Genomic DNA, 13,785 nt, shown 5'->3' on the forward strand with positions numbered 1-13,785 from the left:
GGCTCTCCTCAGGACAGCAGACGTGGACGCGGGGCGAAGGCCTCCCCGGGCACCGGGACGCCGAAGGACCGCAGCTGGTGGGCCCGGGTCACGATGGCCGCCCCTTCGAGCAGGTTCAGGGCGATCTGCACGACCGTGCGCCGCGCGGGCCGGGCGAGCGGGCTGCCCGCGGCCCACCGGTTGAAGGCGCCGATCGCCGGGCCGCACCAGATCTGGTAGTCCGCCATCCGGGTCGGCTCCCCGGTGATCGCCCACCGGCTCGACAACCCCAGGTAGGAGCGGAAGACCAGCGCCATCCGATGGTGCGGATCGCGTTCGGCCCGGCCGACCTCGCGCGGGTCGCGGTCGAGCCAGAACTGGCGGGTCTGCTCCCAGGAATCCTCGAAGGTGGCGCGCAGGACGTCCTTCTCGATCCGCTCGCGGGTGGGGTCAGGAATGTCGGCGAGCGACGGATATGCCAGGTAGGTCTCGTAGAGCTGACTCGCGCGCGCCGCGAACAGGGTGCCGCGCCGCAGCACCTGCACCTTGATGCCGTACTCGAACATGTCGGCGGCGGGCGCCATCGCGACGTCGGCGAGGTCGGCCTGCGCGAGCAGGCCCTTCGCCGCTTCCGAGAGCCCGGCCTCGCGCGCGAGCTGGTTGATGGTGCCGGTCACGACGTACGCGGCCCCGGCGGCGAACGCGGCCGCGACGCCGGCCGGATCGCCCATCCCGCCGGCGGCACCCACCCGGATCGGGCGGGAATATCCGTTTCGCCGCACCAGCTCGTCGCGCAGCGCCCTGATCACCGGCAGCACGACGGCCAGCGGCCGGTTGTCGGTGTGGCCGCCGCTGTCCGCCTCGACGGTCACGTCCTCGGCGAGCGGCACCCGCGCCGCCAGGGCGGCCTCCTCCGGCGTGATCTGCCCGCGCTCGGCCAGTCCTCGCAGGATCTCGGGCGGCGCCGGGGAGAGGAACTTCGCGGCGACCTCGGGGCGGGAGACCTTGGCGAACAGCTGCCGGGCGCGCACGATGCCGCCCTCGGCGGTGGCGTCCGGGCGCAGTCCGGCGACCGCGCAGCGGACGACCGCCGGGGTCAGCTCCATGTAGGCGGACGCCGAGACCTTGGGCACCGCCGCCCGCACGAGCAGGTCGACCAGGCGCTCCTCGTGTCGGGATTCCGACGGCGAGTGAATGAGGTTTACACCCCAGTTGTCCTGATCGGGCAGGCTGCGGCGCAGCTCCTCGACCGCCCGCTCGATGGCCGGCATGGCCAGCCCGGCCGCTCCGAAGAACCCGAGCATCCGGGCGCGGGCCATCGCCACCACCGAGGCGACGGTCGCTATGCCATTGGCCATCTCCCCGGCCACGTACGGAAACCGTACGCCGTGGGTCTGGTTGAAAGACCGCTCGCCGAGCCACTCGGGATAGAGGCCGGGCAGCGCGCCGACCAGCTCAAATCCTTGATCCACGCCGCTCGGCAGCGGCCCGCCGAGCCGGACCGCGGGCTCGTGGCCGGCCCGGTCGCGCACGATCTGAACGGGCTCGCGAAAGCGGTGAACAGCCTCGACGATGCCCGCGGGCGAGAAGTCGGCCGCACGCGGCGCAGGCGTCGCCATGGGCCCCACGGTAGCCCCGGCCGTTTCCGATCGCCAAGGTCCATTTGGGATGGTGGGTGTACCGTCCGCAGCGTGACCGCGAGCCTGTTCGCCACGATGGTCGAGCGCCTCGGCGTCGCTCCTCGGGCACCCCTCTACTCGTTCCTCGATCGCCACGGCCGGGAGGTGGACGCGGCCGACTGCGAGGAGATCGTGCGGCGCGCGGCGGGCACGGCCGATCTCCTCCAAACGGCCGGGGTCGGTCCCGGTGATCCGGTCCTGCTGATCTTCCCGCCCGATGACGGTCTCGACTTCGTCGCGAGCTTCTTCGGCTGCATGCTGCTCGGCGCGATCGCGGTTCCGGTGGCGAGCCCCGATCCGCGGCATCTCGACCGGGAGCTGCCGAAGCTCCGGCATGTCGTCGAGGACAGCGGCGCTCACGTCGCGCTCACCCACGCTAAGTACCGCGCGCTCATGACGCTCGCGTCGGTGCGCGACGGGGTGACGAGTCGCCTGCGCGGCCGCGAGACGGCAAGCCTGCCCAAGCTTTCCTGGCTCTTGTCGAACCGTGCGAGGCGCGCGGAGCCGGCGGAGGCCGCGGCCCGGCTCGCCCGAGCGGCGAGCACGTTCGGCCCGGATGCCATCGTGTATCTCCAGTACACCTCCGGCTCCACATCGGCGCCGAAGGGCGTCGTCGTGCGCCACCGCAACCTCGTGCACAACCTCGAGCTCATCGCCCGCGACACCGAGGTCGACAGCGAGTCGGTGCTGGTCGGCTGGGTGCCGCTCTTCCACGACATGGGGCTGGCCGGCGGGATCCTCAACGCGATGTACACCGGCGCGCGCTGCATCGCCTTCTCCCCGCTGACCTTCCTCGCCGCCCCTCGTCTTTGGCTGGAGACGATCGATCGGTACGGCGGCACGCACATCGCCGGACCGAACTTCGGCTACGAGTACGTGCTGCGCGGGCTGCGCGACGGCGACGCGTTCGACCTCTCGTCGCTGCGCGCCACGCTTCAGGGCGGCGAGCCGATGCTCGCGGCGACGATGGATCGCTTCGAAACCGCGCTCACGCCGATGGGCTTCGACCCGAAGTCGTTCTGCAATGTCTACGGCATGGCCGAGGCCGTGCTCTTCGTCTGCGGCGCGATCGGCCGCAAGCCGACGATGCTCCACGGCGATCGGGCCGTGCTGGATCGCGGCGGCATGATCGTCCCGCCCGCGCCGGGCGCTCCGACGGTGACCCTCGTGGGTAGCGGCGTCCCCGACGCGGGGCTCGGCGTGTCGGTGCTGGCCGTCGATCCCGAAACGCGCCTGCCGCGGCCGCCGCACGTCGTCGGCGAGCTCTGGGTCTCGAGCGCCAGCGTGTCGACCGGCTACTGGGGACGGACCGCCGAGGAGAACGCGGAGACCTTCGCCGCGCGCCTGGCGATCGACGACGACCGCCGATTCCTGCGCACCGGCGACCTCGGGGTGATCGGCGAGGACGGCGAGGTGTTCGTGTGCGGCCGCCTCAAGGATCTGATCATCGTGGGCGGGCGCAACATTCATCCGCAGGATCTGGAGGCGGCGGTGGTCGCGGCCGATCCGATCCTCCGGCCGGGCAACGCGGTCGCCTTCGGCGTACGGGTGGACGGCGTCGAGCGGGTCGTGGTGGCGGCCGAGGTGCGACGGAAGGCCTTGCAGGGCGCGGAGCCCGTCCCGCTCGACCGTGCGGTGGCCGCGATCCGGGCCGCGGTGGCCGCGCATAGCGGCGTGCAGTGCCACGAGGTCCTGCTGATGAAGCCGGACAGCCTCCCCAAGACGACCAGCGGCAAGCTGCAGCACGGGGTGTGCCGGGAGCGCTGGGCGAACGGCTCGCTGCGCTCGTCGGCGCTCTCTCACCCGGCGCGTCCGGACACCCGAGAGGTGGCACAGGACTCGGGCTACGTGCTCCGGCTGCTCCAGACCGAGGTGGCGGCCGTGCTGCAGCTGACCGACCCGGGCGACGTGCCGGTTGACGTGCCGCTCCGCGACGCCGGGCTGGACTCGCTCGGCATGATGGACCTGGCCAAGCGGATCGAGGATCGGACCGGGGCGTACGTGTCGCCGGCGAGCGCCTCCGACGACGCGACCCTGCGGGAGTTGGCGGCCCTCGTCTTGCGTCAGCCCGTCGAGCCCGCGGAGGCGGCGCGGCAAGGGACGGGCGAGGTCCCGCTCAGCGCCGCGCAGGTGCACTCCTTGCGCCTGGGACAGTGGAACTGGTGGAACCGGGCGGTCCTGCTCGACGTGCACCGGTCGCTCACGCCGGAGCGTCTGAGCCGGGCCGCATCCGCGCTGGTCGCGCGGCACGAGGCGCTGCGCCTCCGGTTCCGCCGGGACGACGACCGCTTCGCCCAGCACTACGGCGACATCGAGGGCAGCTTCGCCGTCGAGTCGGTCACGGTGCGCGAGCCCGATGAGCTTCTGCCGTTGCTGAGCGACCAGCATCGCCGGCTCAGCGTCGAGAACGGCCCGGTGATGCGTCTGCTGCTGGCCGAGATCGGCTCCGAGCAGCGCCTTCTCGTCGCCGTCAACCACCTCGTCATGGACGGCGTCACAATGGGCATCCTGATCGACGAGCTGGAGCGCCTCTGCGAGCTGGACGAGCGGGGTGAGCGCCTGCATCTGGCGCGGGCATCGGCGCCGTTCGAGGCGTACGCCCGCTGGATGACCGGCTTCGCGCGCGAGGGTGCGGCCGCCGATCTGGATTTCTGGCGCGCCCAGCTCGAGGTGCCGCCGCCGGCCGCCTACGACTCGCGACTGCATCCGGGCCCCAAGATGAAGGACATCGCCACCGTACGCCGTTACCTGATGCCCGACGAGACGCGCGCGCTCCGGAACGCGCGGGTCGACGGCGCCGGCCAACGACGCGCACCGATCGCGACCACGCTGCTCGCGGCGCTGGTGCGGACCGCTCAGCGCCAGTGGACCTGCGGTCGTCTCGTGCTCAACCTGTCGAGCTCGGGGCGGCAGTCGGCGGTGCACGGCCTCGATCTCTCCCGGACGGTCGGCGACCTGCATTGCACCTTCCCGCTCGCCTTCGAGGACAGCTCCGCCCAGAGCCCGGCCGAGACGCTGGCCGCGGTGAGCGAGCGGCTCACCCGCGTCCCCTCGGCGGGAGTTTCGTTTGACGCGCTCACCTATCTGAACGACGATCCCGACGTGAAGACGAGCATCCTCGATGCGCCGGCCCCGACATTGTGGTTCAACTTCCAGGGCGAGGTGCCGACGCGGAGCAGGAGTGGCCTCTTCTCGCTGCGCGACGCGCCGCTCGGCGACATGTGGGATCCCGAGTGCGGCGTGAAGCAACCGCCGCTCTACCTCGAATGCTCCATTGTCGAGGGTGTGACCCGCCTCGACTGGTACTACTCGCCCCGCCACCTGCAGTGGTCGGGAGCGGAGATCGACGAGTGGGTGACCAGGTTCTCCGGAGAGCTGCGGGGCATGGTGCGAGATGCGGGCCGCTGACCGCGCCTTCGCCGCGACCTTCCGGCACGTCTTCGCCTTCTCCCTACTGTACGAGGACTCCGAGGTCGACAACCGCGTCCTGGGCCTCGACTTCCGGTCGCGAGTGCTGGCGGTGAGCGGTGCCGGCTGTGGGGTGGCGGGCCTGCTGGCCGCTCATCCGGCGCGCATCGACGCCGTCGACATCAATCCGCATCACCTGGCGCTGGCCGCCCTCAAGGTCGCGGCGACGCGGCAAGTGACGTCCTACGACGAGTTCTATCAACTGCTCGGCCGGGGGCGGCACGGCGATCCGGAGCGCACTCTCCAGCCGTTGATGGCCGAGCTGCCGGACTGGGTGGGGCGTTACTGGCGCGCGAACCACCGCCGCTTCCGCACCAACCTGTACGCGGAGGGGCTGGTCGGAACGTTCCAGCGGTGGCTCCGGCGGAAGCTGGGGATCGACGCCGACTACCTTCGAGCCCTGCAACAGCTGCCGCCCGCCGAACGTGTCGAGCGCCTGTCGCCGGTTCTCACCTCGCTCCGGCGCGCGTGGCCCGCCCGTACGATGGTCAACACGCCTTTGCTCCTCCTCGGCATCGGCGTCAACTTCGAGCAGCGGCAGCGCAACCTCCGGGCCAACCGGGCGGCGACCATGATGGAGGTCGTCACCGCCCATTTCGAGCGGCTCGCGCAGACCGACCTGGAGACGAATTGGTTCGTCTGGGTGGGGCTGACCGGGGAGTTCAACCACGACCACCCCGACGCGGTGCCGCCCTACCTGCGGGCCGAGAGCCATAAGCGCGCGCTCGAAGCGCCGACGCGGGTGGGTTTCCACCGCGAGTCGCTGCAGCGGATGCTCGCCGAAGCGACGCCGGGGCAATGGTCCCACTTCTCCCTCTGCGACGTGCTGGACTGGCTCCCGGCCGACGCGCAACGGCAGCTCCTCCACCGGATCGCGCGGGTGGGCGGGCCCGACGCGCTCGTCCTCACTAGGAGCGTGGAAAGCGACTGCGTCGTGGAACGTGCCGGCCTCGCGGATCTGTACGAGCGCGTCGAGCCCGCCTCGACGGAGGCGACTGAGCAGGAGCGTACGCGGCTCTACGGGCGCGTCAACGTCTACCGGGTCGTCGGCGGCGCATGACGTCCGAGGGGCAGGCCGCCCATCGAGCATTCCTCGATCGGTACTACCGGCTCACGCATCACGTGTACGACGTGTCGCGTAAGTACTTCCTGTTCGGCCGCGACGGCGTGCTCGAGCGCCTGCTCGCGAGCGACTGGACGACACTCGTGGAGCTCGGCCCGGGCACCGGCCGCAACCTCGCCCGGCTGCACCGCCGGCGGCCGGGCGCGACGCTCGGCGGGCTGGAGGCGAGCGAGGTCATGCGCGCGCACGCCCGGCGCCGCTGTCCGTGGGCGCGGATCGAGCCGGGCTTCGCCGAGGACGGAGATATCGGGGCCGTCCTCGGCACGCCGCCGCAGCGCATCCTCATGTCGTACTGCCTGTCGATGTTCATGGACAAGGAGCGGGCGATCGCCAACGCGCGCCGGCATCTCGCGCCCGGCGGCGAGCTGTGGGTTGTCGACTTCTCCGATCTGAGCGGACTTCCCACCCTGCCGCGACAAGCGATGCGGAAGTTCCTCTCCGCGTTCCACGTCGACGCGGTGCCGGACGACCTGCTGGGCAGCCATGTCGAGCACGGACCCCTCCGCTACTTCGTCGTCGCGCGGTTCACGGCATGAGCCGCCACTGGGTGAACGGGGTGTCGTATCAGGTCTCGGCCGGGGAGGGCGACCGTGTGCTCCTCATGATGGCTGGTTACGGCCGGTCCGGGAGCAGCTGGATTCCCTGGCTCGAGCGGGTGGGGCCGTTGCCGTTCCGGGTCGTGCTCCTGGACCATCGCGGCACCGGGGAGTCGGCGCGCTCGTCGCGGCCGTACGCGTTGACGGCGCTGGCCGATGACGCCGCCGCCGTGTTGCGGGAGACCGCCGGGGACGCGCCCGCGATCGTGGTCGGCGACTCCATGGGCGGCATGGTCGCGCAGCACCTCGCCCTCCGGCACCCGCGACTGATCGGCGGGCTCGTCCTGTCGGCCAGTTCGGCGCGCGCCGGGGTGTCGCCGGCGTTCGTCCGCTCGCTTCCGCTCACCGTCGCCGCCGCGATCTCGAAGAACGTTCGTGTGTGGGCGATGTGCGATCGCCTGCTCGTCCACGAGACGAAGAGCCGGAGCCAGGCGCACGATCTCCTCGCCCCACTTCGGGAAATCCAGCGGAGTGAGCCCTACTCGCGCCTCAACTCGGTGTTGCAGGCGATCGCGATGTCGTCGCATCGGACGGATCGCCGGCTGGCCGCGGTCCGCGTGCCGGTCGAGGTGATCGCCGGGGCCGGCGATCGCGTGCTCTCGCCGGACAACTCACAGGCCCTGACGGCGTGCTTTTCCGATGCGCGATTGACGATCCTGCTCGAGACCGGTCACGCGATCGCCTTCGAACGACCGAGGGCGCTTCTGGACGCCATCACGCGGCTGGCTGCCCGCTCGGCTCTCTGAGGGCCGTGGGAAAGAAGGCCGCCCGGCAGAGGAGCGGCACGAGCAGGAGGCTGTGCAACACGAACTGCGCCCACGCCCCGCTTTGGCTCTGATATGAGCTCATGTACGTACGCTCGCGGAACACGATGTGCGACAGCTCCTGAGCCACCGTGCCGAAGACCAGCAGCCCCACGGAAATCGGCCAGCCGAGCACCGGAAGAACGAGGTAAACGGCGAGCACGACGCCGGTGTAGAGAATCGACATCAGCGCGGTCTGGTCGGGTGTCGTGTACGCGCAGAAGAACGCGTAGATCGCCGCGGCGAACGCCACCGCCACCGCGGGCGCCGGCACGAAAGCGCCGACGAGGCCGAAGATGCCGAGCAGGCCGAGCCCGGTGGTGATGAGGTGGACGACCACGTTCCCCGTACGTCGGTGGAAGCGGACGAAATCCCGGAACGTCTCCTCGAACCGGTAACTGTCGCCCAGGTGCCGCTTCGTCGTTTCCTGGCACAGGACGAGCACGTAGAAGGCGACGTGGCCGACCAGCAGGGGCCACCACGCCGCCCGGAACGGCGCGGACAGAGCCAGACCGGCGAACCCGATCAGCTTGCCGACGATCATGGGGTGCGGGATCACGCCGTACGGGAAACCCGTGATTTTGCTTGTCGGCACGACGCCGAACTCCGCGCCGAAGTAGGTGCGGTCCGATCCGAGCCGGAGAAAGGCGAGCCCCGACAGCCCGAATCCGAGGACCGCGACGACGAGTGACGGCACGTCGAGCCCCGTCCGCCCGTACTGAAAAAACAGCGTGCCCAAGGCGACCAGCTGGAACAATGTCGCGTCGCGCGCGAACTTGCCGGGCTCCACCGCACGGAACGTGTAGGCGAAGAAGTAAAGGAAGTAGTGGACGAAGCTGAAGACGTAGACCCGCTCGGTCGGATGCCCCGAGCTCACGCCCCAGAACAGCAGAAGCACGAGCAGGTTCAGAACGCCGACGTACTGCAGGAAGAGCGGATAGAGGAACGTGCTGACGTTCACAACCGCGCCGAGGAACTTGCCGACCGCCGACTGGGGATTCTTGCTCGCGACGAACAGCTGCCGCGCACGCCGGTTGTACGTCGCGTTCCACCCCGCGAAGAGCCCCTGCACGGGCGCGAGCCACCGCGGGGCGATCGCGTAGTGCACCTTCAGGCAGATGCGGCTGTCTTCCAGCAACTCGTCCGCGTCGCCGCTCTTGGTGATGTAGTGGATGTCCCGGTTGTAGTCGAACCAGCAGTACTCGCCGGTGCCGAGCGTGCTCCCGCGCTTCTGCGCCACGAAGATCGTCGCGACGCGGTCGTTCCCCCGGATGACGACCAGGCACCGCAGGAGCGTCAGGAACGGCAGGAAGGCGAACGGCCCGTCGATGTGATGCTGGAGAAAGGCGTGGTCGGAGCCCTTGGCGCCCATGTTCGAGACGTAGACCTCGTTCATGTCGCCGACATTGTGGACCGTGCACCCCGGGAACGCCTCGAGGATGCTCGCCCGGATCGCCTCCGAGCCGGCCAGGGCAGCGAACGCGTCCCGCTCGGCCGGCGGCAGCTCGGCCTCCCAGACGTGAAAGGTCTCGCGCCGATCCAGCTGCTGCCGGTCCACATAGGCCAGCATCGTCTCGAGGTGGCCGGCGTGCGCCTCCTCGACGGAACCAATCCCGGGCTTCACACCCGTACTTGTACCACCCGGGCGGGGGTCGCGGGGGTATCGATGACGTCGATGTCCTCGTCGCCGGGCCCTGCGCGGTCCTGTTTAATCTCCGCCCATGGCGCATTTGCGGGGGAAGGTCGTCCTGATAGCCGGAGCTTCGACCGGCATCGGCCGCGAGGTGGCCCTGCAAGCGGCCCGGCGCGGCGCCTCGGCCCTGGTGGTGAGCGCTCGTAGCGCGGAGCGGCTGGAGACGCTGGCCGAGCAGATCCGGGCCGTCGGCGCCCGCTGCTGCGTCACCGCGGTCGACGCCACCGACGCGGCCGCGGTCGAGGCGTCGCTGGCCGCCGCCGAGGCCGAGGTCGGCCCGATCGACGTCGCGCTGCTGAACATCGGCGCCGGCCCCGAGTACCATCTGGCGACCGCCACCGCCGAGCAGATCACCGCGGCCATGCGCGTGAACTACGACGTGACCGTGAACTATCTGGCGCCGCTGACCGCCCGGATGCGGGGCAGGGGCGGGCTGATCGCCCATACCAACTCGCTCGCCGGCCTGATCGGCGTCCCTATGCAGGGCCCGTATTCGGCGGCCAAAGCGGCCGTCCGGATCCTTCTGGACACCTACCGCACCGAGCTGCGGGGAAGCGGCATCCGGTTCCTCGCCATCTACCCGGGTTTCGTGGCCACCGACCGAACCCACGACGACGGCATCCCCGCCCCCTTCGAGATCAGCACCGAGGAGTGCGCCGCCCGCGTGATCCGAGCCTGGAATCCGGCCGCCGTGACGTCGCCTTCCCCTGGCCGACCGCCACCCTGACCCGCACCCTGCGACTCCTGCCCAAGCCTTTGGCTTCCCGGATCATGCTGAGATTCGTCCCCGCCGGCTGGCTGGACGGGGACGGGCCGAGTGGGTAGGACTCAGCCGCCCACCAGGCGGGTGACATCCGGTTCCGTCGTCAGGTAGCCGTACTTGAGCGCCAACTCGGCGGTCCGCCGCAGCAGAGGCGCCTCCACATCGGTGCTCCACTCCGGCAGCACGACGTGGGCGGCCACCTCCGGCGTCAGGTTGATGTAGGTCGGCAGGATGCGGCGTACCTCGTCGGGATGGCCCTGGGCGTACGTCAAGGACTCGTTCATCGCCTGGCGGAACCGGTCCACCACGCCGGGGTCGGACGCGGCGAACGACTCGCTGGTGAAGTAGGACGCGACCGGGAAGTGCGGCGCCACCAGCGGATAGGGCCGCAGCAGCACCTTCGCCCCGCCGTTCGCCTTGATCGCGCTGGCGAACGGCTCCACCGCCCAGGCCGCGTCGACCCGCCGCTGGGCCAGCGCGGCGCCCATCTCCGGGAAGGAGACCTCGACGAACTTGATGCGGGTGATGTCGACGCCGCTCGCCTGCAGCGCCGCGTTGATCGACAGCGGGCCCACGTTGTTGAGGTTGTTGACGGCGATGGTCTTGCCCACGAGGTCCTTGGGTGAGCCGATCTTGCTGTCCGCGCGCGTGAAGATCGCCGCGTAGTCGCCGTCGGCGGCCTGGTTGCCGGCCGCGACGATGCGCAACGGCAGCCCCTTGGAGGCGCCGATGAGCAGCGAGGTGTTGTTGGAGAAGCCGATGTGCTGGTTGCCGGAGACCACCGCCGCGACGATGAGCGAGCCGCCCTGGCGGGGTTTCGGCGTCACCTGCAGCTGCCGCTTGGCGAAGAAGCCCTTCTCGATGCCGAGGTAGAGCGGGGCGATGTCGATGACGGTCACCACCCCGACGTCGAGCCGCGTGACCGCGTCGTCCTCATCGGAGTCGCGGGAGCAGGCCGCCGCGCCGGTGACCAGCACGACGGACAACACGGCGGCCAGGGTGCGGTGGACGGGAAACATGTCCCACCCCCTTCAGACGATTGCCGATTCCAGGGTCTCCGGGGCGAACAGCTCCTCCGGCTTCAGGCGGCGGGCCGCCAGCCCTTGGGCGTACGCGTAATCCAGGAATGTTTGGAGCGTGTGGCGGTTCGGTTCCAGCCCGTAGGGCCAGTAGTCGTGGCCGAGCAGCGCCCGGGTGCGGGCCACCTCGTCGTGCAGCCAGGGCAGCATGTACCGGGCCGCGGCGGTCTCGTCGATGCCCTCGACGCACAGCGCCCGGGCGCGTTCGAAGGCGTCCTGCAGCGACCGCGCCAGCCAGCGGTCGCGCTCGTACACGTCGCGCCGCAGCACCACCAGATGCATGATCGGGAAGATGCCCGTCCGCCGGTAGTAGTCCTCCTCGACCGGGCGCGCCGGTTCGAAGAGCCGATCAACCCCCAAGTTCAAGCTCTTCGGCGTACGGGGTGAGTACAGCGCGTCGATTTCGCCGGCGACCAGGGCCTGATCGAGCGTGCGCCCCGGCGGCAACGGCTCGACGCGAATCCCGGCCGGCAGCTCGAGGGCCACCTTCTCGACCCGCCCAGGCGCATGCAGCCCCCCGGTGACGTAGGTGACCGACTCGATGGGCACGCCGTGCTCGTCGGCGAGAATGCCCCGGATCCAGACGTTGGCGGTCAGCTGGAACTCGGCGACCCCGACCCGCCGGCCGGTGAGTTCCTCGGGCTTGGTGATGCCGGCGGCCGCCGAGACGTAGATGCCGCTGTGCCGGAACATCCGGGAGGGGAAGACCGGCAGCCCCACGAACGGCGCGTCCCGGGTCAGGCCCACCACGTAGCTGGCCAGCGACATCTCGGCGGCGTCGAACTCACGGAACCGGGCCATCCGGAAGAACGTCTCCTCCACCGGCTGCGGCAGGTAGGTGAGATGCACGCCGGCGGGCGTCACCCGGCCGTCGCGGAGGGCTTCCGTGCGGTCGTAGCGCTCACACGCGAGCGTGAGGGAAATGCCCACCACCACACCGTACGCATAGGCTAGCGTCGATGGACAACTTTACCGCTGAGCGGAAGCTCGTCGCCGACGCCTGTCGGGTGCTCGCCGCCCGCGACCTCGCGCCGGGCTTCCTCGGCCACGTCAGCCTGCGCGTCGACGGTGAGCGGCTGCTCGTGCGCTGCCGTGGCCCTCACGAACGTGGCCTGGCCTGGACCACCGCCGAGGACATCCGGCTGATCGGCCTGGACGGCTCGCCGGGCGCCCGCGGCGAGCTCGACGGCTGGACCGCGCCCCACGAGCTGCCGCTGCACACCGCGGTGCTGCGCCGGCGTCCCGACGTCGCCGCGGTCGTGCACGCCCACCCGGAGAACGTGGTCGCCGCCGACCTCGCCGGCCTGGCGATCCGACCGATCTTCGGGTCTTTCGACATCCCCGGCGCCCACCTGGCCGCCGGCGGTGTGCCGGTCTACCCCCGGGGCGTCCTGATCCGCACCGCGCCGCTGGCCCGGGAGATGACCGCCGCGCTCGGCGACCGCCCGGTCGTGCTGCTGCGCGGCCACGGGCTGACCAGTGTCGCTGCGGATGTTCCCCGGGCGGTCCTGCAGGCCCTGTCGGTCGATCGGCTGGCCCGGCTGGCTTTGGCGGTAGTCTCCGCCGGCGGCGTGCTGCGCGACCTGCCGCCCGAGGATCTGGCCGAGCTACCCGACCTCGGCCCGGGTCTCACCGACATCGCCTGGCGTCACGAGCTCGAAGCGGGCGGTCACTGACCGGCCGGCGTGGGGCTGGGATCAACCGTGGCGGCCCAGGAGGCCAGCAGCGTGAGCGCGTGCGCGGTCGGGGAGTCCGGCTCGGCGGCGTAGATGGTCATGGTCAGGCCCGGCTCGGCCTGGAGGTCCATGGTCTCGTACGCGAGCTCCAGGTCACCCACGATGTGGTGCCGGAAGTGCTTGGTGCCGGTGCCGTGGATGCGCACGTTGTGCGAGCCCCAGCGGCGGCGGAAGTCGTCGCTGCGGGTGGAGAGCTCGCCGACCAGGTCGTGCAGGCCCTTGTCGTGCGGGTCGATGCCGGCCGCGGTGCGCAGGTTGCCCACGGTCAGGTCGGCGAAGCGGTTCCAGTCGGGGTAGAAGCGGTGTGCCGCGCTGTCGAGGAACGTGAAGCGGGCGAAGTTCGGCGGGGTGGCCGGGTCGGCGTACAGGTCGCTGAACATGGCCCGGCCCAGGTGGTTGCAGGCCAGCAGGTCGGCGCGGTGGTTGATGACCATGGCGGGGGCGGCGATGGCGTCGAGCGACCACTGCAGGCTCGGTCGCATGGTCCACTGCTTCGGCCGCCGGCTGGGCCTCAGCAGCGCGCCGGCGCCGTTGGCCTCCTGGGCGAGGCGCATCAGGTGGGCGCGTTCGACGTCGTCGAGCTGCAGGGCGCGGGCGATGGCCTCGAGCACTCCGGCGGAGACCCCGGCCAGCTGGCCGCGCTCGAGCTTGGCGTAGTACTCGACGCTCACCCCGGCCAGCATGGCGACCTCGCTGCGGCGCAGCCCGGGCACCCGCCGCGTCCCGGCGGTCGGGAGCCCCGCCCGCTCCGGCGTGATCTTGGAGCGGCGCGAGGTCAGGAACTCGTGCACCTCGGCTCGGTTGCTGTTCACATGCTCGACCGTACGGCGTGCCGCGCTCACCAGGGGTGTACTGCCGGTACACCT

The 13,785-nt window shown here is 70.8% G+C and carries 11 protein-coding genes; 6 read left to right on the forward strand and 5 right to left on the reverse strand.

Annotation, left to right across the window (positions count from 1 at the left end; genetic code table 11):
- Positions 1–8: 8 nt before the first annotated feature.
- Positions 9–1,598 (reverse strand): PfaD family polyunsaturated fatty acid/polyketide biosynthesis protein, encoded by a 1,590-nt coding sequence (locus ACQPZX_RS13500; protein WP_433379447.1) that lies wholly within the window; start codon positions 1,596–1,598, stop codon positions 9–11.
- Between the two features lie 72 nt (positions 1,599–1,670).
- Here ACQPZX_RS13500 and ACQPZX_RS13505 point away from each other — a divergent pair, with 72 nt between their 5' ends.
- The 4 genes from ACQPZX_RS13505 to ACQPZX_RS13520 are packed head-to-tail and all read left to right on the forward strand — an operon-like array spanning position 1,671 to position 7,591.
- The gene (locus ACQPZX_RS13505) at positions 1,671–5,066 is read left to right on the forward strand and encodes an AMP-binding protein (RefSeq protein ID WP_433379450.1); all 3,396 of its coding nucleotides are present in this window, start codon (positions 1,671–1,673) and stop codon (positions 5,064–5,066) included.
- A complete protein-coding gene (locus tag ACQPZX_RS13510) occupies positions 5,053–6,186 on the forward strand; it encodes a DUF3419 family protein (RefSeq protein ID WP_433379452.1) in 1,134 nt (377 codons plus the stop codon). The genes ACQPZX_RS13505 and ACQPZX_RS13510 overlap by 14 nt, the downstream gene beginning before the upstream one ends.
- Entirely contained in the window at positions 6,183–6,785 is a 603-nt protein-coding gene (locus ACQPZX_RS13515; protein ID WP_433379455.1) for a class I SAM-dependent methyltransferase, read from the forward strand. The genes ACQPZX_RS13510 and ACQPZX_RS13515 overlap by 4 nt, the downstream gene beginning before the upstream one ends.
- Positions 6,782–7,591 (forward strand): alpha/beta fold hydrolase, encoded by an 810-nt coding sequence (locus tag ACQPZX_RS13520; RefSeq protein WP_433379458.1) that lies wholly within the window; start codon positions 6,782–6,784, stop codon positions 7,589–7,591. The genes ACQPZX_RS13515 and ACQPZX_RS13520 overlap by 4 nt, the downstream gene beginning before the upstream one ends.
- Here the strand turns inward: ACQPZX_RS13520 and ACQPZX_RS13525 are convergent.
- Positions 7,560–9,272 (reverse strand): methyltransferase, encoded by a 1,713-nt coding sequence (locus tag ACQPZX_RS13525; RefSeq protein WP_433379461.1) that lies wholly within the window; start codon positions 9,270–9,272, stop codon positions 7,560–7,562. The two genes, ACQPZX_RS13520 and ACQPZX_RS13525, sit on opposite strands and share 32 nt — an antisense overlap.
- A gap of 97 nt (positions 9,273–9,369) precedes the next feature.
- On the opposite strand from ACQPZX_RS13525, the gene ACQPZX_RS13530 reads away from it, so the two are divergent.
- Positions 9,370–10,068, forward strand: coding sequence for an SDR family NAD(P)-dependent oxidoreductase (locus ACQPZX_RS13530; RefSeq protein WP_433379464.1), 699 nt, complete (start codon positions 9,370–9,372; stop codon positions 10,066–10,068).
- A 101-nt stretch (positions 10,069–10,169) separates the two neighbouring features.
- Here the strand turns inward: ACQPZX_RS13530 and ACQPZX_RS13535 are convergent, their stop codons facing one another.
- Both ACQPZX_RS13535 and ACQPZX_RS13540 read right to left on the reverse strand, forming a co-directional pair.
- A complete protein-coding gene (locus ACQPZX_RS13535; protein ID WP_433379467.1) occupies positions 10,170–11,123 on the reverse strand; it encodes an ABC transporter substrate-binding protein in 954 nt (317 codons plus the stop codon).
- A 12-nt stretch (positions 11,124–11,135) separates the two neighbouring features.
- The gene (locus tag ACQPZX_RS13540) at positions 11,136–12,113 is read right to left on the reverse strand and encodes an ABC transporter substrate-binding protein (RefSeq protein ID WP_433379470.1); all 978 of its coding nucleotides are present in this window, start codon (positions 12,111–12,113) and stop codon (positions 11,136–11,138) included.
- 29 nt (positions 12,114–12,142) lie between these two features.
- Between ACQPZX_RS13540 and ACQPZX_RS13545 the strand changes: the two genes are divergently transcribed.
- Complete coding sequence (locus ACQPZX_RS13545) at positions 12,143–12,859, forward strand: class II aldolase/adducin family protein (protein WP_433379473.1); 717 nt, start codon at positions 12,143–12,145, stop codon at positions 12,857–12,859.
- On the opposite strand, the gene ACQPZX_RS13550 is transcribed toward ACQPZX_RS13545, so the two are convergent.
- Positions 12,853–13,731 carry a helix-turn-helix domain-containing protein gene (locus ACQPZX_RS13550; protein ID WP_433379476.1) on the reverse strand — a complete coding sequence of 293 codons (879 nt, stop codon included), beginning with the start codon at positions 13,729–13,731 and terminating at the stop codon, positions 12,853–12,855. The two genes, ACQPZX_RS13545 and ACQPZX_RS13550, sit on opposite strands and share 7 nt — an antisense overlap.
- Positions 13,732–13,785: the final 54 nt, after the last annotated feature.

Origin of the sequence: Actinoplanes sp. CA-142083, from assembly GCF_050942195.1 — a bacterium.
Lineage (GTDB): Bacteria > Actinomycetota > Actinomycetes > Mycobacteriales > Micromonosporaceae > Actinoplanes.

Excerpts from the sequence above, each read along its gene's own strand:
- ACQPZX_RS13500 (WP_433379447.1), bottom strand. The coding sequence starts at position 1,598 with ATGGCGACGCCTGCGCCGCGTGCGGCCGACTTCTCGCCCGCGGGCATC.
- ACQPZX_RS13515 (WP_433379455.1), top strand. The coding sequence starts at position 6,183 with ATGACGTCCGAGGGGCAGGCCGCCCATCGAGCATTCCTCGATCGGTAC.
- ACQPZX_RS13510 (WP_433379452.1), top strand. The coding sequence starts at position 5,053 with ATGCGGGCCGCTGACCGCGCCTTCGCCGCGACCTTCCGGCACGTCTTC.
- ACQPZX_RS13545 (WP_433379473.1), top strand. The coding sequence starts at position 12,143 with ATGGACAACTTTACCGCTGAGCGGAAGCTCGTCGCCGACGCCTGTCGG.
- ACQPZX_RS13535 (WP_433379467.1), bottom strand. The coding sequence starts at position 11,123 with ATGTTTCCCGTCCACCGCACCCTGGCCGCCGTGTTGTCCGTCGTGCTG.
- ACQPZX_RS13520 (WP_433379458.1), top strand. The coding sequence starts at position 6,782 with ATGAGCCGCCACTGGGTGAACGGGGTGTCGTATCAGGTCTCGGCCGGG.
- ACQPZX_RS13530 (WP_433379464.1), top strand. The coding sequence starts at position 9,370 with ATGGCGCATTTGCGGGGGAAGGTCGTCCTGATAGCCGGAGCTTCGACC.